The 25,933-nt window shown below is 61.4% G+C and carries 15 protein-coding genes and 4 pseudogenes; 5 read left to right on the top strand and 14 right to left on the bottom strand.

Annotated elements, in window-relative coordinates; translation table 11 throughout:
- From AC1DH9_RS13330 to AC1DH9_RS13320, 3 genes are all read right to left on the bottom strand, one after another.
- The coding region (locus AC1DH9_RS13330; RefSeq protein WP_477808279.1) for an Ig-like domain-containing protein at positions 1-4,648 on the bottom strand (4,648 nt) is incomplete at its 3' end.
- Positions 4,649-4,701: 53 nt separating this feature from the next.
- Complete coding sequence (locus AC1DH9_RS13325) at positions 4,702-5,538, bottom strand: sulfotransferase family protein (protein WP_427545067.1); 837 nt, start codon at positions 5,536-5,538, stop codon at positions 4,702-4,704.
- A gap of 288 nt (positions 5,539-5,826) precedes the next feature.
- The gene (locus AC1DH9_RS13320; protein WP_477808278.1) at positions 5,827-7,266 is read right to left on the bottom strand and encodes a glycosyltransferase family 39 protein; all 1,440 of its coding nucleotides are present in this window, start codon (positions 7,264-7,266) and stop codon (positions 5,827-5,829) included.
- Positions 7,267-7,438: 172 nt separating this feature from the next.
- On the opposite strand from AC1DH9_RS13320, the gene AC1DH9_RS13315 reads away from it, so the two are divergent.
- Together AC1DH9_RS13315 and AC1DH9_RS13310 are read left to right on the top strand one after the other, a co-directional pair.
- Positions 7,439-8,059: a phage tail protein gene (locus tag AC1DH9_RS13315; protein ID WP_477808277.1), complete on the top strand. Its 621-nt coding sequence runs from the start codon at positions 7,439-7,441 to the stop codon at positions 8,057-8,059.
- Between the two features lie 52 nt (positions 8,060-8,111).
- Entirely contained in the window at positions 8,112-8,423 is a 312-nt protein-coding gene (locus AC1DH9_RS13310) for a DUF6916 family protein (RefSeq protein ID WP_427545073.1), read from the top strand.
- On the opposite strand, the pseudogene AC1DH9_RS13305 reads toward AC1DH9_RS13310, so the two are convergent.
- From AC1DH9_RS13305 to AC1DH9_RS13290, 4 genes and pseudogenes are all read right to left on the bottom strand, one after another.
- Positions 8,416-8,711: pseudogene (locus AC1DH9_RS13305) on the bottom strand (hypothetical protein). The gene AC1DH9_RS13310 and the pseudogene AC1DH9_RS13305 overlap by 8 nt on opposite strands.
- 16 nt (positions 8,712-8,727) lie before the next feature.
- Positions 8,728-10,824, bottom strand: a complete 2,097-nt coding sequence (locus AC1DH9_RS13300; protein ID WP_477808276.1) for an efflux RND transporter periplasmic adaptor subunit — start codon at positions 10,822-10,824, stop codon at positions 8,728-8,730.
- On the bottom strand, positions 10,825-12,144 hold the full coding sequence (locus tag AC1DH9_RS13295; protein WP_427545079.1) for an efflux RND transporter periplasmic adaptor subunit: 1,320 nt from the start codon (positions 12,142-12,144) through the stop codon (positions 10,825-10,827).
- A complete protein-coding gene (locus AC1DH9_RS13290; RefSeq protein WP_427545081.1) occupies positions 12,141-12,923 on the bottom strand; it encodes an efflux RND transporter periplasmic adaptor subunit in 783 nt (260 codons plus the stop codon). The genes AC1DH9_RS13295 and AC1DH9_RS13290 overlap by 4 nt, the downstream gene beginning before the upstream one ends.
- A gap of 163 nt (positions 12,924-13,086) precedes the next feature.
- Here AC1DH9_RS13290 and AC1DH9_RS13285 point away from each other — a divergent pair, with 163 nt between their 5' ends.
- Positions 13,087-15,255, top strand: coding sequence for a PA5441 family protein (locus AC1DH9_RS13285; RefSeq protein ID WP_477808275.1), 2,169 nt, complete (start codon positions 13,087-13,089; stop codon positions 15,253-15,255).
- Positions 15,256-15,270: 15 nt separating this feature from the next.
- Positions 15,271-15,975, top strand: a pseudogene (locus AC1DH9_RS13280) (DUF3142 domain-containing protein); the annotation flags it as partial.
- A 1-nt stretch (position 15,976) separates the two neighbouring features.
- Here the strand turns inward: AC1DH9_RS13280 and AC1DH9_RS13275 are convergent.
- From AC1DH9_RS13275 to AC1DH9_RS13245, 7 genes and pseudogenes are all read right to left on the bottom strand, one after another.
- Positions 15,977-16,843 (bottom strand): ABC transporter permease, encoded by an 867-nt coding sequence (locus AC1DH9_RS13275; RefSeq protein ID WP_427545085.1) that lies wholly within the window; start codon positions 16,841-16,843, stop codon positions 15,977-15,979.
- Between the two features lie 19 nt (positions 16,844-16,862).
- Positions 16,863-17,723 carry an ABC transporter ATP-binding protein gene (locus tag AC1DH9_RS13270; RefSeq protein ID WP_477808274.1) on the bottom strand — a complete coding sequence of 287 codons (861 nt, stop codon included), beginning with the start codon at positions 17,721-17,723 and terminating at the stop codon, positions 16,863-16,865.
- Positions 17,724-17,728: 5 nt separating this feature from the next.
- Positions 17,729-18,575 (bottom strand): annotated as a pseudogene (locus AC1DH9_RS13265) (ABC transporter substrate-binding protein).
- A 26-nt stretch (positions 18,576-18,601) separates the two neighbouring features.
- Positions 18,602-19,498, bottom strand: a complete 897-nt coding sequence (locus AC1DH9_RS13260; protein WP_427545091.1) for a TauD/TfdA dioxygenase family protein — start codon at positions 19,496-19,498, stop codon at positions 18,602-18,604.
- Positions 19,499-19,815: 317 nt separating this feature from the next.
- A complete protein-coding gene (locus tag AC1DH9_RS13255) occupies positions 19,816-21,183 on the bottom strand; it encodes an HlyD family type I secretion periplasmic adaptor subunit (protein ID WP_442114522.1) in 1,368 nt (455 codons plus the stop codon).
- Positions 21,173-23,329, bottom strand: a complete 2,157-nt coding sequence (locus tag AC1DH9_RS13250; RefSeq protein WP_477808273.1) for a type I secretion system permease/ATPase — start codon at positions 23,327-23,329, stop codon at positions 21,173-21,175. The genes AC1DH9_RS13255 and AC1DH9_RS13250 overlap by 11 nt, the downstream gene beginning before the upstream one ends.
- 37 nt (positions 23,330-23,366) lie before the next feature.
- A complete protein-coding gene (locus tag AC1DH9_RS13245) occupies positions 23,367-24,719 on the bottom strand; it encodes a TolC family outer membrane protein (protein WP_427547368.1) in 1,353 nt (450 codons plus the stop codon).
- 356 nt (positions 24,720-25,075) lie between these two features.
- Between AC1DH9_RS13245 and AC1DH9_RS13240 the strand changes: the two are divergent.
- Positions 25,076-25,885: pseudogene (locus tag AC1DH9_RS13240) on the top strand (retention module-containing protein); the annotation flags it as partial.
- Positions 25,886-25,933 lie beyond the last annotated feature (48 nt).

Raw genomic sequence — 25,933 nt, 5'->3', positions numbered from 1 at the left:
AGGCGTTGTCGGCCACCACAATAGTCGCCGTTGGACGCACGGTGTCGATGGTGAAGTTGCCGGAGTCGGTGGTGCCGCTACCGGCGTTACCGGCCAGGTCAGCCACACCAGTGTTGGCCAGGGTAATCAGGTTAGTGGTGTCTTTTATGCCCGCGGTCGGGGTGAAGGTCGCGGTCCAGGTGATCCCGCCATCACTGGAACTGACGCTGGTCAGGGTGCCGTTGGGCACGCTGAGGTCACTGTTGTCGAAACCGGTCACTGCCTCGGAGAAGGTGATGGTCACCAGCGAGGTTTCACCAGCGGCCAGCGTCGGGTCGGCCAGCACAATGGTCGCGGTCGGGCGCTGGCTGTCGATAGCGTAAGTATTGGAATCGGTGGTCGCGGTACCGGCATTACCGGCCAGATCGGCAATCCCGGTGTTGTCCAGGGTGATCACGTTGCCGCTGTGAGTGACGCCGTTCACCGGCGTCAGCGTGGCGGTCCAGGTCACGCCGCCATCGCTGCTGCTCACCGCGCTCAGCGTACCGTTGTCAATTGTCAGGTCGGCGTTGGTAAAACCGGTCACCGCTTCGGAGAAGGTGATGGTCACCAACGAGGTTTGACCGATTCCCAGCGCGGTGTCTGTCACCACGATGGTTGCCGTCGGACGTTGGGTGTCGATAGCGTAGTTGTTCGAGTCGGTGGTGCCGCTACCCGCATTACCGGCCAGATCGGCGATCCCGGTATTGTCCAGGGTGATCAGGTTGGTSGCGTCGGTGGTGCTGGCRKTCGGGGTAAAGGTCGCCGTCCAGGTGATCCCSCCATCACTGCTRCTSACGGCGGTCAGCGTGCCGTTGGTAATGGTCAGGTCAGCGTTGGTGAATCCAGTCACCGCCTCGCTGAAGGTGATGGTCACCAGCGAGGTGTCGCCAATCTTCAGCGCGTTGTCGGCCACCACGATGGTCGCGGTCGGGCGCGCGGTGTCGATGGCATAGTTGTTCGAATCTGTCGTACCTGTGCCCGCATTACCCGACAGATCGGCGATTCCGGTATTGGCCAGGGTGATCAGGTTGGTCGCGTCGGTGGTGCTGGCGCTCGGCGTAAAGGTCGCGGTCCAGGTGATCCCGCCATCACTGCTGCTGACTGCGCTCAGCGTGCCGTTGGTAATGGTCAGGTCAGCGTTGGTGAAGCCGGTCACCGCCTCGCTGAAGGTGATGGTCACCAGCGAGGTGTCGCCGATTTTCAACGCGCTGTCCGCGACCACGATGGTCGCGGTCGGGCGCACGGTGTCGATCGCATAGTTGTTCGAGTCGGTGGTCCCGCTACCGGCGTTGCCGGCCAGATCGGCGATCCCGGTGTTGTCCAGGGTGATCAGGTTGGTCGTATCGGTGATGCTGGCGCTCGGGGTGAACGTCGCCGTCCAGGTGATGCCGCCATCGCTGCTGCTGACGGCGGTCAGCGTACCGTTGGCAATCGTCAGGTCGGCGTTGGTGAAACCGCTCACCGCCTCGCTGAAGGTGATGGTCACCAGCGAGGTTTCACCGATTTTCAGGGCGTTGTCTGCGACCACGATAGTCGCCGTCGGCCGCACGGTGTCGATGGCGTAGTTGTTGGAATCGGTGGTGCCCAGGCCAACGTTGCCCACCGCGTTTTGCACGCCGGTATTGTCCAGGGTGATCAGGTTGGTGGCGTCGGTAATGGCGTTGGTCGGGGTAAAAGTCGCCGTCCAGGTGATGCCGCCATCGCTGCTGCTGACCGCGGTCAGCGTACCGTTGGCAATCGCCAGGTCGGCGTTGGTGAAGCCGGTCACCGCCTCGCTGAAGGTGATGGTCACCAGCGAGGTTTCACCAATTGCCAAAACGTTGTCCGCGACCACAATAGTCGCGGTCGGGTGCGCGGTGTTGATCACGTAATTGCCCGAATCGGTGGTGCCACTGCCAGCGTTGCCTGCCAGGTCACTGACACCAGCGTTCGTCAGGGTGATCAGGTTGGTGGCATCCGACACCCCGTCAGTCGGGGTGAAGGTCGCGGTCCAGGTGATCCCGCCGTCGCTGCTGCTCACCGCGCTCAAGGTGCCATTGGCGATGCTCAGGTCGGCATTGGTGAAGCCGCTCACTGCTTCGGAGAAGGTGATGGTTACCAGCGATGTTTCGCCGGCCGTGAGGGTAGTGTCAGCCACCACGATGGTTGCGGTCGGGCGCACGGTGTCGATGGCATAGTTGTTCGAATCGGTGGTGCCGCTGCCCGCATTACCGGCCAGATCGGCGATTCCGGTGTTGTCCAGGGTGATCAGGTTGGTGGTGTCGGTGATGCTCGCGGTCGGGGTGAAGGTCCCGGTCCAGGTGGTGCCGCCATCACTGCTGCTGACCGCCGTCAGCGTGCCGTTGGCAATCGTCAGGTCGGCGTTGGTGAAACCGCTCACCGCTTCAGAGAACGTGAAGGTGACCAGTGAGGTGTCGCCGATTTTCAGCGCGGTATCGGTGAACACGATGGTCGCCGTCGGCCGTACGGTGTCGATGGTGTAATTGTTGGACGTGCTGGTGCCAACCCCGACTGTGCCCAGCGACACACCCTGGACCCCGGTGTTATCCAGGGTGATCAGGTTAGTGGTGTCAGTAATGGCGCTGGCCGGGGTGAGCGTCGCCGTCCAGGTCACCCCGCCATCACTGCTGCTCACCGCGCTCAACGTGCCGTTGGCAATCGTCAGGTCGGCGTTGGTGAAACCGGTCACCGCCTCAGTGAAGGTAAAGGTCACCAGCGAAGTCTGGCCGATGTGCAGGGCGCTGTTCGCCACCACGATGGTAGCGCTCGGTGCCGGTGCATAGGCGGTGTTCACGGTGCCGCCGTCGTTGAATATATTGTTCACGGCCGCCACGCTGGCACCGGTACTACCGCCGCCCAGCGCCGGACCGCCGGAGCCACTGCCACCGACGTTACCGGACAGCGCCGCGAAGTTGGCGGCGGTCATCAGTACCGTACCTTTGTTCCAGATCGCACCGACGCCTTTACCGGCCGCACCACCGGAGTCGGCGGAACCGCCCAGGCCACCACCGCCGCCACCGCCACCACCGGCGGCGATGTTGCCGGAAATCACCGAGGTGCCAATGACCGTCAGGGTGCCGCTACTGGCGTTGTAAATACCACCGGCAGCCGATGCCCCGGCCCTGCCGGGCTTGTCCCAACCGGAGCCGCCACCGCCACCGCCGATGGAAATCGTGCCGTTGTTCGCCGTACCGCCCGCGCCACCGTTGCTGTAGTTGGCAGCCCCTACGCCGCCCGCGCCACCGCTGCTGCTACCGCCGCGACCGCCCATGTAGTTGGGGTTGTAGCCGCCACCGTTACCGCCCGTGTTGGCACTACCACTCGTACCGCCGTACACACCCGTGCCGAAGCCGGAGGTGCCGCCATGACCGCCGGCTTGCCCGCCCAAGGCACCACCACCGCCGCCACCGCCACCGACCGCGCCACCGACGTAAGGTGAGGTAACCCCGCCACCGCCACCGCCGCCCGAAGCGGCGTTGCTGGTCACGGTGACGTTCTTGAGGGTCAGGTTGCCGGCGTTGAAAATACCGCCGCCCATGGACGCCGTGCCGTCCGTACCGGCGGCAGCACCATTGCCGGCCACCAGGCCTTGCTTGATGATCAGCCCGTCGAAAGTCGCAGTGACCCCGGAAGCGACCTGAACCACCCGGGTCTTGTACTGACCGTTGAGGGTCACATCGGCAATGCCGTCGTGGTTCAGGTCACCTTCCACCGTGACGTTCTTGGTAATGGTCAGCTGCGCGTTCAGATTGACCGTCATGGTGGTGCTGAACGTCACCGTGTCCCCCCCCACGGCATCGCTCAGCGCCTGACGCAGTGAGCCGACCCCACTGTCGCCGTTGTTGGTGACCGTCAGGGTCGCCAGGCTGTACTGATACGCGGCCATGGACTGGGCCGACAGCACGTTATGGCTCTCGATGGTGCCGGTGGCGATTTCCAGATCCCAGTCACCGCTCACACCGGTACGGTTGTTCGACGCRGCGATATCGCGCCCGGTCAGTTGCGCCAGCGAATCGACAAAGCTGATGCCCTTGTCACCTGCGGCGGTGTTACAGGCGTAGATCAGAATGTCGCCGCCGACGTTCATGTCCTTGCCGATCTCGGCCAGCACCGCGCTGCGAGCCGCCACGTTATCGGCCGACAGGTAAGTGTCGCCCAGCCACAAGTCGCCGCTATTGCCGTGAGCGATGATTTCCACAGTACTCACGCCGTGGTGGGTATCCAGATAATCGGCGATCTGCTGCAAGCCATCCTTGGTCGGGTCGAGCTGGACCACCTGGGTGCCAGGCGCCACGCCTTTGAGCAGGCTATCGGCGTCCTTGATACGTGAATCGACGAACACCACGCTCTGACCGGGCACGGCGGTAGGCGTCGCAGCGGGCGCGGGCGTAGCCGCTGACGTGTTGTCCGCCTGGCCGTGGGTGTCCTTGCTGGCCACCGGGTGGTCGGCAGCCGGTGCCTTGGCAGCGTCCGCAGTGGCGTGGGTGTCGGCTTGGGCGGCAGTATCGGCAACGGTGGCCGCCACTGCGCCGTCGAACAGCATTCGCGGTTCCAGGGACATGATCATTGGCGATGCCAGGACGCGTGCGCCCTCCGTGACCTGCGACTTGCCTTTGCTCCACCACATGCTGCTCACCTGGACTCGAACTTTTATGACTGCGCAAATAAAAAACGCCGCGATCAACTGATCGCGGCGTCGGCTTTCATACGAATGACATTGGCAGCACTGGCTGAGCCATCGTGCCAAAAGGACAACTCTGCGTATTTGTCGAACAGGTCCGGTGGCAGGATCGTGCGCCGGGGTTCCAGTGTGACCGTGCGCTTGACCTTGTGCAGCCCCGACACCCCGAGTGCCTGGTCGAATTCCGGCGCATCGTAGGCGAGGTTTTTGAAATCGTGCTCGAACCAGGGTTCACCGATGAAGTCGTAGATCAACCGCATGACCCGGTCAGGGGCCTGGCTCAACAGGTCGTAATCGACGATCAACAGCGAGTCGGCGTTTTCGCCGTAATAGGCCTCTTTCAGCGCAGTCCAGGCAAAGCCCACCAGACGATTGCGCTGGGCCAGGGTTTCACAACGGCTGTAAACGGTATTGCGCTCGATTTCGTCATTGAACAGCTTGGTGTTCTCGAACGGATTGGCGCGGTACAGACGTTCGAGGCTGTCCATCACCCAGGCGACATTGCGCACGCAGGCAATGGTTTTGGCCTTGGGAAACAGTTCCCGTAGCGCAGGCTGACGCGAGCACCATTGGCGATTGGTATCGAAGATAACGGGGGTATCTGCCTGATCGGCATAGAAGGAGTCGAACAGACCGCGCAATAGACGACGGCGCAGCGGGGTATCGATCACCGCGCCAAATTCGCTGCCGGCGCTGCATTGCTCCAGGACACTGGTGAACAGCGATCCGACGGGGCTGGTCATACCGGCATGAAAACGCGGGTTCTGCAAAAGAATTGCAGAAAGCAGGGTCGAGCCTGAGCGCGGCAAGCCGGAAATAAAGTGGAACCGCTGCATCCCTTCACCGTAGTCGGAAGTCCATTTGTAGGACAAAGCGTAGCCTACGATTTTGGATCCGACTAGTGGGCTTTTGATATCAAATTGGAACTAAAACCTTGCAGAAGGTGTGGTTGTAACGAAAATGGACAGAGTGAAACGTTTAAGCTGATAGATGCCTTCATCTGATGCCTTGAACGGCAAAAAATCACAACCTACGGCAGCTCCTACACGGTTTAGGCGTAGGAGCTGCCGAAGGCTGCGATCTTTCGATTTGCGGAAAACTGACGTTCTTCGCCGTACTACCCGTTATTTTTTTGGGTTATTGATGACAAACAACCGCGCCCGCGCATTTCCGGCGACTTTTTCGCTGATCTTCTGCCAATCGGCGGGCAATGGTGCGAACTCATCAGGTTGGTCAGCGGTGCTGAACAACCACACACGGTGCGTTTCGGGCGGCAGATCGGTGAGCCGATCGAGGTAAATCTTGTCGGCGGCTTCCTCTACCAGCGTACCGAAACCGTAGGCATTCGGGCGACTGGACGTGCCGTTGGCCAAGGGCGGAGTAAAGAGCCGCGGCTGGACGACGGTGCGATCGTAGTAGACGTACGGCATGTACCAGAGCAGATCGCTGATGACGACCTGATCACCCAGCTCATAATGCTGATTGATGAACTCGACCGTTACATTGAGCTGGTCATTCGGATCGACCGTCGCGTTGTTTTTCAGACCCACCCCTTCAATGCCGATAAACAGCACGAGAAATGCCAGGGCCAGCACCCGAGCCCGTTTTTTCAGGCCATCGACGCTCAGGGCCATGATCAATGGCAGCCCCAGCGCKTAGGCCGTCACGTAGCGCTCGATAAACACCGGCGAAATGAACGACACCAGGAAAACCAGCACCAGCGGTACCACCGCGTAAATCGCCAGCAAGGCACTCCAGCGGTAGACGCTACGATCACGCAGTACCGTCAGCACGATCACACCCAGCAACAGCACCGGCAGTGCGAAAAACACCGACCTGGGCAGGAAGTCATCATCGCTCTGGATCATGAAGGTCCAGACCATGGACGGCAGGGAACTGAGGGTGACCGGATCTTCCCACAGCACCAGCAGGTACAACCAATGGGCAATCACGCACAGGGCCGTGAAGTAGTGGGTGTAAAACGCGGCAGCCATCAGCACTGCATAGATCACCAGATACCGTGTGCGCTGGGGCTGTTTGACCCAATACACCAGTGCAATCGTCGCGCCGATCAGCAACACGCCGAGCAGCGAATACATCCGCACTTCCTGGCTGTAACGCACCGCCGAGGGGAATAGCGCCAGCAACAACCCGGCCAGCAACGCCACCCGCGGGTTGGCGATCRACCGTACCAACCAGACGCCCATTGCCACCGTGGCGATCCCCGGCAGCGCGCTGAGGCCGCGAATCGAGAGCATGCTGTCGCCAAACAGTTCGATCCAGCCGTGCAGCACCATGAAGTAGAGCGGTGGATGCACATCACGGGCCGCGTGAAACCAGATCCCGGCCAGATCGTACTGGCTCATCAGCAGGCTGGAGCCTTCATCGCCCCAAATCGCTGCGGCTGTCAGGTCGTAAAACCGCACGAACGCCGCCAACAGCAAAATTGGCCAGATCCCGTAATCGGTCAGCCATTGAAACAGACGCGCCGAGGCCGTCAGCCGAGTGCGCGCAGCACACGCATCAGGCTTGCCGGCAAGCTCTGTTTCTCTTCGGTATTCCATCTGTCCCCCTGGGTGATTGATAAGGCCCTATAAGGCTTGGACCTCGAATTGGGTGTGGATGCTGCCCCATTCCCTGCACGCACGCAATGTAGCGGCATTCGTCTTTGCGGCTACGCTGATCGGTGGTCGGTGGACACGCCGGCCTCCTCCAAAAAACACAGGGATAACAACCATGGAAGTGTTTACCGGAACCATCCAGACCTTCGCTTTCAACTATCCACCCAGCGGCTGGGCGTTGTGCAACGGGCAGACCATGCAAGTCGGCCAGTTCCAGGCGCTGTTCGCCTTGCTCGGCACCAATTACGGCGGCAACGGCACGACAAACTTCATGCTGCCGGACCTGCGTGGTCGCCTGCCCCTGTGTCAGGGGTTGGGCCTGAACCTCACTCCACGGGTGATCGGCACCGCCTCCGGCGCCGAAAAAACCGCCGCCACGGTGAGCAACCTGCCCATCCACACACCTACCGCAACCGCCGTCGGCACCCCGAACCTGACCGCCACCACCACCRTCAACCTGGCCAGTGTCGCTGCCACCCCCGCGAGCGTGCCCTCAGCGACCAATGCCTTTATCGGTGCCTCCAGCGGCGGCCCGGGTACGGCCAATATTTACTCCACCGCACAGGGCACTGCGCCCGTGCCGCTGCAAGGTGTCAGTACCAGCGTTGGCGGCACCGTCAACGTCGCCGTCTCCGTGGCGCCCATCGGCGGTGGCGTTCCCATGGACACGATGAACCCGTTCCTGGTGCTGAACTTCAGCATGTGCCTCAACGGTCTTTTCCCGTCTCGCAACTGAACATGCCGCCGGGGCCCAAGGCCCCGGCTCTTCACTTTTCTGGAGCCAGGCCATGCAGCAACAGATCAACAGCGATCACTTTCGACAGCTATTGGAAACACCCACCAAGCTGTACCTGGAGGATGGCAGCGAACTGTCCGTGATCATCGAATGGGTAGAGGACGTACCAAGGGCACGCTTGTCAGAGGGCAGCCGAATGCCTTTTGGCGTGACCTTGAGCAGCCCGGACCTCACTTCGTTCGTCGATGGACTCTGTGCGATCGACTTGCCTGAGCTGGGCCGCATCGAAGGCATATTCGTATCGCGCACCCTGGCCCTGGGGCGCGACGCAAGCCGGGCGTATTTCTACATCACCTTCAACTGACCAGAATCTGCGGCTGGCCGGGATACCAGACCAGGCGTTCGGCCGCGACACTTTGCTCCTCGACCTGAAACCCCAGCGCCAGATAATGCTGGCGCGCATGGGGGTTGCTCGCCCAGACCACCGTGCTCACCGGGCAGCGCACCTGTTCGGCGGCTTTTTGCACGCCTTGCAGCACCGTACGGCATCGGGGCGCGCCGCGTGATAGAGGCTTTCCAGAAACGGTCCGTCGGTCGCCCGTGACGGGCGCACTACCAGACCGTCCGCGGCATTGGCATTGTTGTTCAGCATCGTGATGCTCCTTGCGCTAAAAACCACTCTCCCTCACGCCCAACGCCGCCAACCGGCGCCAGGCCGTCCCCAGCAATGACTCACTGCCGCCCTGCAACACCACCAGCCCCCGCAACGGCTGCACCGGGGTGGCAATGCTGTCGAGGACTTTGAGCCGCACCGCGTATTGCGCTTGCACAGGCTCGGCGCGCTGGCTCTGATCGCGGCGCACGGCAATCGGCCCGTGGTGGTCGGAGGTCAGCGCTTCCTGATCGACAACCGCCGCGCCGTTGGTGTCGATTTCAGTCAACTCGACCGCCACCGCCGGGTGCATCGGATCCTCGGCGATAAACCGCCCCGTCGCACCGGGTGCAACCCGCCACAACTCGGCTTCGGCCAGATAACCGCGCAGTCGCGCGCCCTCTTCGACAACCCGGGCCAGCGTCTCCTTGGGCGACAACCAGCGGCCAACGGTCAGTTGCGGCAGCAAATCACGCACCTGACCGGCCTGGGGCGCCCGCAGCAGCAGGCGCTCGCGTTGCGCCGCCAAACCGCGATATTCGGCCACCGCCTCCGCCAGCCGCTGTTCGACGATGCCGGCATCGGCGGCGGTTTCGCTGCGTCCGGCCTGACGGCGCATCTGCAATTGCTGGATCTCGATTTCCCGGCGCGCAATGGCCTGACGCGAATCCAGGTCCGGCGACTCCAGCTCAATCAACACATCGCCCTGGGCGACGATCTGCCCGTCGCGGACATTCAGCTGTTTGACCCGTGCCGCCACCGGCGCATGCAAGGCACTGACCCGGCCAGCTTCCAGCATGCTMGGCAGTTCCACCGCGCTGCGCCACGGCAACACCAACACGGCAATCACCGCCAGCAACCCCAGGCCACTGAGCAATGCCCGCGGTGCATGGGCCTGTTCGCGGCGGCTCCACCATTCGCGCCATTCGCGCGCAATCGGCAAAAAGATGAACCACACCAGCTCGACCATCATCAGGAAGATCCCCAACAATTTGAAGAACAGGTGATACACCGCCAGCGCAATCCCGAAAAACAGCACCGCGCGCCACAGCCACGAGCCGTATCCCCACCACAGCAAACGCCGCTGCATCGACGGCGACCAAGGCTCCGGTGCCGGCGCGCCGTAACCGAACAGCGCCTCGCGCAATCGCCAACGACACAAGGCAAATGCCCGGCCCTGAAGGTTGTCTACTTCCCAGAAGTCGCTGAGCAGAAAATAACCATCGAAACGCATGAACGGGTTCAGGTTGACCGCAAGCGTAGTGAGCCAGGTCGCGCTGGCGAGCATGAACGCCGCCGTCCGCGCCGGCCCGTCCGGCAACAGCGACCAGGCGAGCAAGGCGATACATGCCAGCAGCAACTCGGCGAGCACCCCGCCCGCGCCGATCAGCAACCGCGCGCGCCGATCATTGACCCGCCAGGCGTCACTGACGTCGGTGTAAAACATCGGCAGCAGCACCATGAACGCCACCCCCATGCTCTGCACCCGACAACCGGCGCGTTTGGCCATGAAGGCGTGGCCGAACTCGTGACAGAGCTTGGCGAAGAACAATGCCACCCCGAACGCCAGCGCACCGCCAAGACTGAACAAGTGCGGGAAGGTCGCGATAAAGCGCTGCCAGTCCCGCGATACCAGAAATACCCCCAGACCCAGGGTCAGCGGTAAACCATAACGCAGCGCTCCAGGACCAAAACGCGCGAGCCACGGCCAGGCACGATTGAGGAACGCGTCGGGGCGCCACAGTGGAATCCGGAAGAACAGGTATTGGTGCAGCAAGATCTGCSACACACTCTGACGTTGCGCCGCAGCCTTGAGGCCATAACTGTCGCGCTGTTGCGGGTCGAGGGCGGAAATCAGGTCGTGGGCGCGCAGAAAACTCAGCAACTGCTCAAGCTCAGCGACGTCCAGCGGCAAGCCCGGTTCGCGATTGGCGGCGCGCAGCACTTGCTCGGGATCGCCCAACGACCAATGACGCAACAAGCGCATGGCCGCGGCACCGAGCTTGAAGTAGCGCCCGCGCAGCGGGTCGGCCAAGGTCCAGCGCGGCGATCCGTCCAGCGCCGGGGCGGCCATCTGCAACTGTAAATCGGCACGCAGGCTGGGCAATGTCATCTAGAGACCTACGCTTTGGCGCAAGCCGGCCAGCGGCTTGCGCAACAGGTACAGCGCCAGCGGCGCGCGATCGCCGAAGATTTTCGCCGTACCGCGCAAGCCGATACGCGGCGGCGCGGCCTCGAAACTGGCGTCGAGCCGATACGCCAACTGGCCACCGGCCGTCGGTTGCGCTTCATAGGCCGAGCGTTCGAGTCTGGCCAAATGCCGTTGCAACGGATCGCTGTCGAGAAACAGCGCCACCTGCGCGCCCGGCTCCAGTGCAATCGCATCACCCACCGCCAGTTCGATGCGCAGCTCCGCCTGGTTCGGGTCGGCGATTTCCATCAGCCGCTCACCAGTCTGCACCGGTTTGCCGGTCCAGCGTTCGGCGTCGGCGAACACCGCAATGCCGTCGCGTTCGGCACGCACTTCGCTGCGTTTGAGCAGTTCACGGGCGTAATCGCGTTCGGCACGCTTCTGCTCGACCCGTGCGGCCAGCAAATCAATTTTCGAACTCGACTCGGCGTCGGCAAAGGCGCGCTGGGCATTAGCCTTGAGCTCGGCTTCTGCCACACCCAAGGCCCGATCGGCGACATCGGCCTGGGCTTTGAGCGTGGTGCCCTCGAAGCGCAGCAACAGGTCGCCGGTTTTCACATTCTGGTTGGGTTTGACCAGGAACTCGGCGATCACCCCGTCCAACGGTGCCGCCACCACCCGACCGCCGAGCGGCACGACTTCGGCCGGCGCCAGCACCGACTGGCGTACCGGAATCAACAAGCCCAGCACCAGCACCGCCGCCAAGGCGACCTGACGTTTGCGAGTCCAGCGCAAGCGCCACGGTTGACGCGGTTGCAGCGCCAGCCAGGCGTGACTGTAGGTGTCGCCCAGTTGCGACAACAGCACTTGCTCGGAAGGATTCCACAGCACATCGCGAGCCAGCCACAAACCGCCGAATACCTGGCCCTGGCGATCAATCAGCGGCAGCCAGAACACCTGGGCGGCAGAAAGACTTTGCCAGTCGGCCTGAATCGGACCGCTTAACGCAGAGGCCGGTATAACCCGCGCCTGTTTCACCAGGTCGAGCTTGAACAACTGCGCCACCGCTTGCTCGACGAATGCTACAAACGGCGCATTCGGCTCCACGGCACTGACACCGGTGATCGCCCGCACCTTGCCGGCGATCAACAGCGCCGCGTGACGAAAACCGAACAAGGATTGACCGTCGTTGGCCAGGCTGTAGGCCAGTTGTTCGGTAGTGCGCGCGGCGCGGGTCTGGCGCTCCAGCTCCAGAAAGCGCGCGAAGACCTGCTCGGCGCCCCCCGTGACGGGCGCGTTCATTTGAGCTCCGCGAAGCGCGCCGTGCCGCTCATCCCGGCCAGCAAGCCGCTGGCGTTGGGCACCGTTGCGACCAGCAGCAAGGTCTGGCTGCCTTCGTCGATTCGCGCACCGAGGCGTTTGACCGTGGCGTCGATGGGCTGGCCGGTTTCATCGGGAACGAAGCTGAAGGTCTGTCCGGGCTTGAGTTTGCCCATCCAGCGCGAGGGCACCAGCAGGTGGATTTCCAGGCTACGGTTGTCGACGATGTCCAACAGCGGCGCCCCGGCGGCGACGCTTTCATAACGCTGAACCTTGCGTTCGACGACCTGGCCGTCAAACGGCGCGACGACGCTGCAGCGTTTGACCTGGACCTGATACACCTGAGATTGCGCCTGGATTTCGCTGAGTTTGGCTTCGGCTCGCGCCACTTCGAAACGCCCGACCGAGTTCAACGAAGCCAGTTGTTTGTTGTGCGCCAACTCTTCACCCGCACCACGGCTGGCGGCCTGCGCGGCGTTGAGCTGCGCCTGAAAAGCCGAGCAGTCGAAACGCGCCAGGGTGTCGCCCTTCTTGAAGGACTCGCCTTCACTGAACGGCAACTCGACAACTCTGCCGGGCAGTTCACTGGCAAGCACCGCTTGATCGCGAGCGCGCAATACACCGCGGGCTTCGCTGCTGGTTGTGGCATGACTGCCTGCGGTGCTGCTTTCCAGCAGCGGATCGTCTGGCACGGGCGTTTGCGCCTGGGCCACGCCTGCCAGCCCGATCAAACCTAAAGCCAAACCACGAAAGCGCTGCATAGCCGTGTCTCCCTGACAGATGGTCGGAGTCTACGACAGCTTCAACAAGCGTCAAGCAATTAGCCATCACTGCCCGAAATTGCGGCTCGCCACTGCTAAATCGAGATCAGCGCAAGGTATGATCGCAGTCTCGATTTCAGCGTTTGCGGATTAAGGACAATTCATGCGTATCGGTCTTCTGTCGCCCCTCGCTCTAGCACTTGCCACAACCTGCGCACTCCCGGCCCACGCAAGCTTCGATCAGGATGCCTGTACGCCTGAACTGTCGCTCAGCGGTGACGGACGCTGCAACAATGTGGCTTTCCTCAACCCTGGCAACGACAGCCGCGCCAACTTGCGCTTGTTGCTCTCCGATCAGGGCGCGCTAGCGCTGAACCCGGCGCCATTGAGTGATTTTGACCGTGAGGCCGGCTACGGCCCGGTGCCGTTCGACCTTGCACGTCTCGACTCACCGTCTGCGCCTACACCGATACCACCCCCTGAATCGGCCCCGGTTTCAGTACTTGATGAGCCACTGCGCCAACTCGGCATCAGCCACGAGGCCTCGACCATTGCCGGCAATCAATTCATCGAAGGCGAAGGCAGCCGCTGCCGCAGCAACAGTGAAGAGAGCGCCGCCGCGTTCCTCGCGCAACTGCTGAAAACCACTCAACTGCCTGCCGAAGAACGCCAAAGCCTGGCGCAAAGTCGCCTCCAGATGCTTGCCGCGTGCAGTTGGGAAGCCGATCAACTGAACAGCCTGCTGCCCGCTTCAATCACCTCGGAACCGGGTAAAGCCTTCCTCACGTACCTGCGTGGCGCGGCGCAGTTCTATGGCGGCCAGTTCGCCGAGGCCACGCAAACCTTCGCCAGCCTGAACACCAGCGAACAGCCTTGGCTCAAGGAAACCGCGCTGTACATGGCCGCGCGCATTGCGCTCAACGCAGCCCAGCAAAACGCTTTCGACGAGATGGGCCTGCCGACGCTCGAGCATGTGGATAACGCGAACCTGCAATTGGCCGAAAGCGGTTTCGAGACCTATCTGAAAACTTATCCACAGGGCGAGTACAGCGCGTCGGCCAAAGGCCTGATCCGCCGTGTGCACTGGCTGGCCGGTGAAGATCAGAAACTTGCCGATGACTACGCCTGGCAACTCACCCAGGCCACTGACGCCCAGCGCAACAAAACCCTGCCGGAACTGGTGGAAGAGGTCGACAGCAAACTGTTGACCCAGCCGGACAACGGTATTCAGGCGCCGCTGCTGCTGGCGGTCAAAGACTTGTTGAGCATCGGCACCTACCAGACGCCGTTCAACCTCAAGGCGCTGCAAGCGCAGAAAGCCTCGTTCGCCCAGCAACCGGCGCTCTATGACTACCTGCAAGCGGCGGTGCTGGTGTACCTCGAGAAAAATCCCGAGCAGGCATTGAACGTCCTCCCGAGCAGCGTCCCGGACAAGCTCGACTACCTTGCCTTCAGCCAACAGATGCTGCGCGGCATTGCCCTGCATGAGCAGCACAAATGGCCGGAAGCCGAAGCGCTGTGGCTGGAGTTGCTGGCCAAGGTCAAACAACCGTTGCAGCGCGAGCAGGTCGAACTGGCGCTGGCCTTCAACTACGAACTCAGCCAGCGGCTCGGCAAAGTGTTCGCCGCCGACTCACCGATCAAGACACCTGCCGTGCGTTATCGCCTGCAACGGCTGGTGGCCGACGCCCCACTGCTGCGTCAGCAATTCAGCCAGGGCGTAGACGCCACCGAGCGCAACAGCGCGCTGTTCGTGCTGCTCCACAAAGAGTTGCTGCGCAGTCAGTACGCCGAGTTTGCCGAAGACTTCAAACAACTGCCGGCCGAGCCGTCGACGGACAAACTCGGTGTGAGCATTGGCTATTTTTACAGCACCGGCCAACCGCTGACGATGTTCCGCTGGCAGGGCGACAAGGCTGAATCGGGTTACCACTGCCCGAGCATCGCCGAGATTGCCGCGACCCTTCAGGCGGACGGCAAGAACCCCAAAGGCCTGAACTGCCTGGGTGAGTTCATCCTGCGCAATGGCCTCGACAGTACACCGCTGGAAGCCAAACCCAACAAGTCCGAACTCGGCGCGACAGGATCGGCGTTCAAAGGCGAAATCTATTCCCGGCACGAAGGTTATCGCCAGGTCATCGACAACRCCAAAGCGCCGAAGGAAGACCGCGCTTACGCACTGTTCCGCGCCATCAACTGCTATGCGCCTTCTGGCAATAACAGCTGCGGTGGCAAAGACGTCGAGCCGGCTGTGCGCAAGGCCTGGTTCCGCCAGCTGAAAAGCGGCTTTGCCGATACTCAATGGGGCAAGTCGCTRCAGTATTACTGGTAAGCCATGAGAGATTTCCTCAAAGGCCTGGCGCTGCTCGCACTGCTGGTCAGCGCCCCGGCCCTTGCGGCCGTCGACGCTGGCGAGTACGACGCCTTTTGGCTGTGGAGCGGGGTCAGCACGCAACCGGTGCTGGCCCAGGCGAAAACCCTGTACGTCCTGCAAGGGCAAATCAGCGAATCACGCCGCATGCCACAGCGCGGTGTGCGCTTCATCGCCCAAGGCATCACCATCCCGCGCCTGACCCAGGGCGAAGTCTGGGTCACCTACCGCGCCCACACGCTACGCTGGCCGGAGCCGGTCTATCAGCAATTGCTGGGGCAGGTGCAGCGCTGGCAACAGGCGGGTAATCCGGTGGTCGGCATCCAGATCGACTTCGACGCCCGCACCCGCTACCTCGACGAATACGTCAGCTTCCTCAAAGACCTGCGCCAACGCCTGCCCGCCCAGTATCGCCTGAGCATCACCGGCCTGATGGACTGGAGCAGCCACGCCGATCCGCAGGTGATCGGCCAGCTCAAAGGCGTGGTCGACGAAGTGGTGGTGCAAACCTACCAGGGCCGCCACAGCATCCCCAACTACGCCGCCTACCTGCCAAGGCTGAACAGGCTCGGCCTGCCGTTCAAGGTCGGACTGATTCAGGGCGGCGAATGGGRGGCGCCGGGGTATTTGAAGGACAGCGAGTGGTTTCGCGGGTATGTGGTGTTTTTGCAGAATCGGTAGCCTAACGCTGCATCCCCCAGCGCTTCACCGTCACTCGCTCCAGCGTGTCGAACACCAGGTTCTCCACCAGCAAACCGATAAGGATCACCACCGCCAACCCGGCGAACACCTTGTCGGTGTACAGCTCGTTGCGGTTCTGGAAGATGTACCAGCCCAGGCCGCCCTTGCCGCTGGTAGCGCCAAACACCAGCTCGGCGGCGATCAGCGTGCGCCAGGCGAAGGCCCAGCCGATTTTCAGCCCGGCAAGGATCGACGGCAGCGCGGCGGGAATCAGGATGAACAGCACAAACCGGATCCCCCTCAAGCCGTAGTTTCGGCCGGCCATGCGCAAGGTTTCCGAGACCCCGAGAAATCCCGCATAAGTGTTCAGGGCCAGCGCCCAGAGCACCGAATGCACCAGCACGAAAATCAGGCTGTTCTGCCCCAACCCGAACCACAGCAGTGCCAACGGCAACAAGGCAATCGCCGGCAATGGGTTGAACATCGAGGTCAGGGTGCTCAGCAGGTCGCGGCCGAACTGGGTCGACACGGCCAACGTGGTCAGGGCAAACGCCAGGACGATACCGACCAGATACCCCTTGAGCAGCACCACCAGCGAAATCCCGACCTTGCCCAACAATTCTCCGCTGAGCAGTCCGTCGTACAGTGCACTGCTGGTTTGCAGGAAGCTCGGCAGTAACAGGTCATTGTTCTGATAGCGGGCGACGGCTTCCCAGAGYACCGCCAGCAGTATCAGGATCAGGCTTTTACGCAACCAGCCCTGCTGCCAGAGGCGCTGGCCAAGGGGCAATTCGCGCTCCAGCGCAACGCTCGACAGGGGTTGCAACTCAACTTCGTATTCTTGACGCACAGGTGATGAATGGCTCATCGGGCACTCCTCCAGCCGCTCAATAAGCGATGCGGATATCGTTGAAATCCAGTTCGAGTTCGCTCTCGGCAGACTGGCCTTCATCGAACAACAGCCGATGAATGCGTCGTGCCGACTGCTGAAACGCCACGCCGCCAAGGCTGTGCAAATCGTATTGATGGCTGTGGATTTCCGCTCGCACCCGACCGGGATGAGGCGACAGMAACAGAATCCGGTTACCCACCACCAGCGCCTCTTCGATGGAATGGGTAACGAACAACAGGGTGAAACGCACCTCCTCCCACAACAGCAACAACTCTTCCTGCATCTTGCGTCGGGTCAGCGCGTCGAGCGCGGCGAATGGTTCATCCATCAGCAGGATTTTTGGTTGCATGGCCAAGGCCCGGGCAATCGCCACCCGCGCCTTCATGCCACCGGACAAGGTATGTGGATAGGCATCGGCAAATGCCGCCAGCCCGACCTTGTCGAGGTAGTGCAACGCCCGTTCTTCAGCCTCGCGACGCTTGAGGGTTTGCGAGGCCAACAGCGGGAACATCACGTTCTGTTTGACGGTTTTCCACGGTGGCAGTTGATCGAACTCCTGAAACACCACAATCCGGTCAGGCCCCGGCGCACTGACCGCCTGACCTTGCAGGCGGATCTGCCCTTCACAGGGCTGGATGAACCCCGCGACGGCCTTGAGCAAGGTCGACTTGCCGCAGCCGGACGGGCCAAGCAGCACAAAACGATCGGCGGGATCGACCTCGAAACTGACCTGATGCGTTGCCCGCACCACCCGTTGCGGCGTGCGGTATTCAAGGCTGACGTGATCGACCGCGAGCAACGACTGGGTGCTGGCGATCGGGTTGCTGGCCGTGTGGCCTTGCAAGAGAGCGTTCATGGCAATCAGCTCCCTTGCAGCGGCTTGGCGTCCTGGAAGAAGTAGTCCTTCCACGAGTCCGGCTTGTTCTTGATCGCGCCGACGCGGTAGAGGAATTCGGCCAACGGATACGTGTTTTTCGGCGTGACGCTGAATTCGAACTGCGGGTTGTCGATGATTTTCAGCAACGCGGCGCGGTCGATTTTCGCTTTGGTCACCCGCAGGTAAGTGTCCGCCGCCGCGCCCTTGTCCTTCTGGGCGAACTCGGCGGCTTCGGTCAGGGCTTCGACGAAGGCCTTGTAGGTTTTCGGGTTCTCGTTGCGAAATTTCTCGGTGGCGAACAGCACGGTCGGCGACCTTGTCACCCCACTGCTTGGCAGCGGCGTACTGGAGGAACCGTGACTGCACGGAAACCCCGACCGCCGGCACCGCAATGCGGTCCTTCTCTGTGAAGTCCGCGATGGTCTTGACCTTCGGATTGTTGCTCACCAGGTAGTACGGGAAGTTGCCGAGCGAGGCCACGGCCTTGACGTTCTGCTTGCCGTGAGTGCGGTCCCAGATGGTCAGCAACGGACCAACGCCAGCACCGGCAATGTCGATGGACCCTGAGAGCAACGCATCGTTGACGGCCGCGCCGCCGGAGAGCTGGGTCCAGTCGACCTTGATGTCGATGCCCTCTTCCTTGCCGTGCTTCTCGATCAGGTGCTGGTCGCGGACCACGTTGAGCAACAGGTAAACGATGCCGAACTGCTCGGCGATGCGAATTTCGCCTTCGGCGTGCGCCACAGGCGGTGCGACCAGACTGCCGGCGAGCAGGCTGAAACCCAGACCGATGGCGGCGGCCAGCGGCGCGAATGGAATACGTTTGGACATGGCAGGTATCTCCGAAATGCAGCCGATCAGAAAGGCGCGTCACCCTGAATGGTGGTGCGGTAGAGCTTGCGGCGCAGATGACTCGGGCAACCGGCGGCCAGGTGAATCAGCGAGCGGTTATCCCAGAACACCAGGTCGTGGGGTTGCCATTGATGGCGGTAGATGTTTTCCGGCAACACGCTGTGGGCGTAGAGCTCGGCCAGCAGTTGCCGGCTTTCGTCTTCCGGCAAGCCAACGATGCGGGTGGTGAAGCCTTCGCTGACAAACAGCGCCTTGCGGCCGTTTTCCGGGTGAGTGCGAACCACCGGATGCACCACTTCGTTGACCTGAGCGAGTTGCTCCGGGGTCAGGGTCGGGCGCCAGTTACCTTCGAATTTGCTCTCGCTGTAACGTGCGGTATAGGAATGCGCGGCAGAGCGTCCTTCGACCGCTTTGCGCAAGGCTTCGGGCAGGGTGTCCCAGGCTTTGTGCTGGTCGGCAAACAGCGTGTCGCCGCCTTCGGACGGCAGCTCCTGGGCATGGAGCATCGAGCCCAGGCTCGGCAGTTCTTTATAGGACAGGTCGGAGTGCCAGAACTTGCCGGCGTCACCGAGGCCGATGGCCTGGCCGTTTTCGATGATGTTGGAAACGATGAGGATTTCCGGGTGATGGGCCAGCAGAAACTGCTTGAGTACATGGATCTGCAGCACGCCGAAACGGCGGCTGAAGGCGATCTGTTGTTCGGGGCTGATGCGCTGATTTCGGAACACCACGACATGGTGATCCAGGTGCGCGCGGTGGATCCGTGCGAAGTCTTGGTCGTTGACCTGCAAGGCGAGGTTCAGGCCAATGATTTCGGCACCGACGGCGCCGCTGAACGGGCGAATCTCGAACGATTGCGGCGCAAGGGTCGCGGCGCTGGGCAAAGCGGACAGTACAGGCATACATCACTCCCACGCAGAGCACGCTCAATGGCGTGCGCGTCGATCAGAAACTCACGGGGGCCCGTGTGGGTTCATTTCGTGCGKCRCGCCGATTGGTCGGYRGGTACGCAGGGRWKTGACTTTATAGRTATAAGAAYKWRAATTTAAATACCGTTAAYGAATAACGATATGGCTTTTGAAATGCGCCGCTATTGAGGCACTCATCGCGAGCAGGCTCGCTCCCACACTGGATCGTGCCAGGCACATATTTTGTGTGCGCAGCAAATCCCCWGTGGGAGCGAGCCTGCTCGCGATGAGGCCACCAGCCCTGCCAAAGACTAGCGCTCGTGCAGCGCCTCTGCCCGCGCCTTGATGATTGGCTTGAGCAGGTAGCTGAGGATGGTCTTCTTGCCGGTGATGATATCCACCGAGGCGACCATGCCCGGAATGATCAGCAAGGGTTTTTCGTCGGTGCCCAGGTGGCTGCGCTCGGTGCGCAGCTTGATCATGTAGTAGGTGGTTTTCTTGTCTTCGTCGGTGATGGTGTCGGCGCCGATCTGCTCCAGCTTGGCTTTCAGGCCACCATAGATGGTGTAGTCATAGGCGGTGAACTTGACGATGGCTTCCTGGCCCGGGTGCAAGAACGCGATGTCTTGCGGACGAATTTTCGCTTCCACCAACAGGGTGTCATCCAGCGGGACGATTTCGACCATGTCACTGCCGGGCTGGATCACGCCACCGATGGTATTGACCAGCAGCTGCTTGACAATGCCGCGCACCGGCGAGGTCACCAGGGTCCGGCTGACACGGTCTTCCAGTGCCTTGCCGGTCGCCTTCGCCTTGTTCAGGTCGGTACGGGCCTCGTTGAGCTGGGTCAGCGCCTCACTGCGGAACTTGCCACGGGTCTCGTCGATCTTGCGCTGCACTTCCTTGATCGCCGACTCGGCACGCGGGATCGCCAGGGTGGTGGCGTCCAGTTGACCGCGGGTTTCGACTTCGGCGCGCTTGAGTCGCAGCACTTCCACCGGCGACACCGCGCCTTGAGCCACCAGCGGCTCGGACATGTTGATTTCCTGACGTTGCAACGCCAGACCGCTGCGGTACTGCGCCTGCTTGGAGGTGAATTCACGCAGCTCCTGTTGTTTCTGGATTAGTTGCTCCTGCAGGCCGCCGACTTCATCGTGCAATTGCTGGCGACGGCTCTCATAGAGTGATTTTTCGCTGGCGGCCTGACCGGGCACAGCTTTCATCACATCGTCAGGAAAACTCAGCGGGCGGTCGTCGACTTCCGCGCTCAAGCGTTCCACGCGCAGCAACATCGACAAACGGTCGGCTTCGGTTTCGCCGACGTTGGACTGAAAGCGCGTGTCATCCAGACGAATCAACGGCGCACCGGCCTCGACGATTTGCCCTTCGCGAACGAAGAGTTCAGCGACGATACCGCCCTCCAGGTTCTGGATTTTCTGAAGTTTGGAGGATGGAATCGCCTTGCCATCGCCTTTCGTGACCTCATCGATCACCGCAAAGTTGGCCCACAACAGCAGGAACAGAAAGAAGCCGATGATGGCCCAGATGGTCAGGCGGACCACCCGCGGGGCGTCTTCGATCAGCGCCTTGTTCACCTCGGGCAAGGGTTGGCCTTGCAGTGATTCGGAGCCTTTGAAGTAACGGCGGATCGAGTCGCGCATTCCGGACTTAAGCAACACTGATCTGCCCCTTCTTCAACGCTTCCATCACCGAGGCTTTTGGACCATCGGCCAGAATTTGCCCGCGATCGATCACCAGCAACCGATCGACCAGCGACAACAACGATGCCCGGTGCGTCACCAGCACCACGGTCTTGTTCTCTACAACGGCTTGCAGGCGTTGTTTCAAGCGCTCTTCACCGGTGTTATCCATGGCGCTGGTCGGTTCGTCGAGCAGCAGGATCGGCGGATTGAGCAACAGGGCACGGGCCAGGGCCACGTTCTGACGCTGGCCGCCGGAGAGGTTTTGCCCGCGCTCGCCGACTTGCAATTCGTAGCCTTGCGGGTGCAATCGGGCGAATTCGTGCACGCCGGCCAGTTCGGCGGATTGCAGTACCAGCTCGTCTTCCATGTAGCGGGCGCCGGACACCAGGTTGTCGCGCAACGTACCGGCGAGCAACTGGATGTCCTGCGGTACATAGCCGATGTTGTGGCGCAATTCACTGACGTCGATCTGACGGATATCCACACCATCCACCAGCAACGCGCCATCGTCCGGCTGATACAGGCCGACCAGCAGTTTGGCCAGCGAGCTCTTGCCCGAGCCACTGCGGCCGATGATGCCGATCTTTTCACCCGGCTTGATGATCAGGTTGATGTTCTTCAGCGCCGGGTTCTGCTGACCCGGGTAGGTGAAGTTCAACTGACGGCACTCGATGCCACCCTGCAGGACTTTACGGCTCAGCGGGCGCTCTTCGAAGTTGCGCTCTTGCGGCAGCTCCATCATCTGGTCGACCGAGGTCATGGTGACCCGCGCCTGCTGATAACGGGTCAACAGACCTGACAACGACGCCAGCGGGCTGAGGGCCCGACCACTGAGCATGTAGCAGGCGATCAGGCCACCCATGCTGAGGTTGCCGGCAATGATCTGGTAAACGCCGAAGACGATCATGATCACCCCGGCCAGTTGCTGGATCAGCAGGGTGATGTTCATCGCCAGGCCGGAAAGCATTTTCACCCGCAGCTCGAGGCGGCTGAGGGTGCCGATGGTCTGCTCCCACTGATACTGACGCTCGCTTTCAGCGTTGTTGACCTTCACCGCATCAAGCCCGGCGAGGGTTTCGATCAGGCTCGACTGGCGCTCGGCCCCCAGCGCCATGGTTCGCTCCATGGTCGCCACCAGCGGCTTCTGCAAGGCGTAGCCGATCAGCAGGGCAATCGGGAACGCCAGCACCGGAATCCACACCAGGTGCCCGCCCAGCAGGGCGATCACCAGGAAAATCAGCAAGGTGAACGGCAGGTCGATCAGGCTGGTCAGGGTCAGCGAGGCGAGGAAGTCGCGCAGGCTCTGAAACTCGTGGATGTTCTGGGCAAAGCTGCCGACCCGTGCCGGGCRGTACTTCATGGCCATGCCGACGATCCGCTCGAACAGCGTCGCGGAGATGATCAGGTCGGTTTTTTTGCCGGCCAGGTCCAGGCACAGACTGCGCAGGCTTTTAAGGATCAGGTCGAACAGGTAAGCCCCGGTGATGCCGAGGGCCAGCACCCACAGGGTCGCCTCGGCCTGGTTCGGCACCACGCGGTCATAGACGTTCATCACGAACAGCGGCGCGGCCATGGCGATGATGTTGATCAGGAAACTGGCAGCGATGGCGTCGGCGTACAACCAGCGCGAGCGCTTGAGGGTGTCGCGGAACCAGGAGCGCGCACGCGGGATCAGCGTGCCGTGGTTCACATCGAATTTGTGTTGGGGCTGGGCGAAAAACGCTTGCCCGGTGTAATCGTCAGCCAGCAGTTCGCGACTGACGTGAACTTCACCGCCATCGCTTTCACTGAGCAGCAGGCGCGCCTGGTCATCGCCGAGCCAGCCCAGCAGCACGGCACTGCGACCATCCTTGAGCAGCAACAGTGCCGGCATGGCAATCGCCGGAATTTGCGCCAGCTTGCGTTGCAGCACCCGTCCTTGCAGGCCGGCGCGGGCCGCCGCACGCGGGAGCAACTCGACGCTCAAACGCTGCTTGGGCAATGGCAGACCGGTGGTCAGCATCGCCGCGCTCGCTGGTTTCTGGTGCAGCGTGCAGAGGGCTAGCAGGCCGTCCAGTAACGGATCGTCGTGCAACGCGCGTGGATCATGACGGAGGTGAACTCGACTGGCTTCTGATTCCACGCTTGGCACTCTTGGCTAACTAACTAGAAGGATCTGCTCAATTCATGCCGGGCAGTTGGACCTTGGGCTTCACATCGTTCGACACGACGGAGGCCATGGGTGCAACTACGCCCTGACTTTTGAGCAATTCGCCCATGGTCGCCTTGATTCGATATTGAGTAAATAACTGAATGTTCTTGATATCCGCCAGGCGACGGGAAGCGGTGAACAGTTCGTTCTCGCTGTCGAGCAAGTCGAGCAAGGTGCGTTGGCCCAAGCTGAACTGTTGTTGATACGCGGTGCGCACGGAAGCGCTGCGATCGACATATTGCTGAGCAATTGGCACTTGGGCGTTAGCGTTGTTCAGGGCATTCCAGGCCAGGCCCAACTCTTCGTTCAACACGCGCAAAGCGTTGTTGCGGATATCCAGTGCCTGGTTCGACAGATAGGACTTGGATTCCAGATCGGCTTTGTTGCTGCCGCCGGAATACAGGTTGAAGCGCATGCGCAACATGGCCTGCCATTCATTGTTATGACCGACCGTACCATCCAGATTATTGTCGGCGGTGCGGCCCAGTTCGGCATCGAAACGTGGGTAGAACGTCGACTTGGCAGCATCGTACTGCTTCTCGGCCGCGGCAATATCAGACTCGGCAGAACGCAGCACCGGGCTGTTCTCAAGCATTTGCTGGCGGGCTTCATTCAGGTTCGCCGGCAGCAACGCTAGGAAAGGGGCCGGACGCTCCAGTTGATCGGGCATCTGACCCACGGCGCTGAGGAAGTTGGTCTCGGCGTCCGCAAGATTGGTCTGCTCGGTGATCAGGTTGTTGCGGGCCTGGGCCATACGCGCTTCGGCCTGATCGAGGTCAGCACCGCTGCCCACGCCACGTGAGGTGCGCAGTTTGATCTGGTCAAAAATCCGTTCGTGGCTTTTCAGGTTCTCTTCGGCCAAGTGCACGAACTCGCGGCGGGTCAGCACGTCGAGGTAAACTTGGGCCACAGTCAGTGCCGTGCGCTCGGAAGTCCCCAGCAATGAATAGGCGCGGGAGTTGACGGTGGCTTGTTGACGCCCGACTTCGCTGGATGTCGCAAAACCGTCAAACACCATTTGCTGCAAGCGCACGCTCGACTCGCCGCGGTTCAAGGTTTCCCAATGATTGTTGCCGGCGCCAGCACGAGTGGTCGGGTTGTCAGTGCCTTCACGGCCATAACCGCCGAGCAGATCGACCTTTGGCAGGTAGCCGCCCTGAGCCGCTCTAAGCTGATGGTCCGCAGAAAGACGACTGTTCACGCCAGCCTGGACTTCCGGGTGGACATCCAGTGCTTGTTGCATGGCTTGAGGCAGGGTTTGGGCTTGTACAAAACTGGCAGCAAAAACAAAGGGTAGAGCCTTGAACAGGTGTGAGCGCATATAAGAATTTCCCTGGACTTCTTGTCTCAAATCACAGCAGATCGCAGTGCTGCGACGGAAAATGGCAACCGGAATGACCGTATGTCGGAAAGTTAAAAATCAGAACTGGGTCACACACTGCAGGCAGGTCGCCACATAAATATCAATGTGACATTAATGGGGCGATTGTTTAGGATGGCACCCAGAAGGTCAATAGTTTGGCATAAAGTTAATAACGAAAAAATACAGCCAAATTATTGACACAAATAGCGTCAAGTTAATGCACGACCCACTATAAAGTACGTCCAGACTGAATTTGGCAAACAGCCTCTTCAGGTCAATGGAAGCCTACTGAACGGAACACCGGAGAGTCCTCAATGAGCAGTGTTGTTGCCATCGTCAAAAGCATTGTTGGTCAAGTTTTCGCGGTGTCCCCGGAGGGCATCAGGCGTGTGCTGATTGAGGGTGACCGACTGTTCACGGGCGACCAGCTCGATACCGGGCCGGCGGGCGCGGTGACGCTTGAACTGGCCGACGGCCGCACGCTGGACCTGGGCCGCGATACCCAGTGGAGCGGCAGCGCTCCGGACTCCAGCACTGACCTGGCAGAGGCCACTGCGCAAGCCGCACCTTCGGTAGCCGAACTGCAACAAGCCATCCTCGCGGGCGCCGACCCGACCACTGATATCGAAGCCGCCGCCGCAGGCCCGACCGCAACAGGCTCGGGCGGTGCTGCCGGCGGAGGCCACAGCTTCGTGGCACTGGACGAAACAGCGGCCCGTGTAGCCCCCACCATTGGTTTCCCGACTGCAGGCATCGGCACGAGTACTTCCGCCGCCGACGTCACTACGGGTGGCCAGAACACCAATAACGGCACCAACGTACTGGTTGGTTCGACCCTGAGCCTCAGTGCTACATCGAGCATCACCGAAGCCGGCGGCGTGCTGGTCTACACCGCGAATGTCACCCGGGCGCCGCTGACTGACCTGAGCATCACCCTGTCCAATGGCTCGGTCATCGTCATCCCGGCCGGCCAGGTCAGTGGCAGCGTCAATGTTCCGCTGGCACCGAATGACAGCGTCTACAACGACCCGCATCAGATCACCGTCAATGTCACTGGCACCACCGGGGGTGGCGGCCTGGTGCTGACTGTCGATCCGACACCGGCCGTCACACAGGTCACTGAGCCTGGTGCTGACTGTCGATCCGACACCGGCCGTCACACAGGTCACTGA

It is taken from the genome of Pseudomonas sp. 05T35, assembly GCF_056396605.1.
The sequence above is the reverse complement of the archived record's forward strand: the minus strand, read 5'-3'. Positions and strand labels throughout refer to the sequence as shown.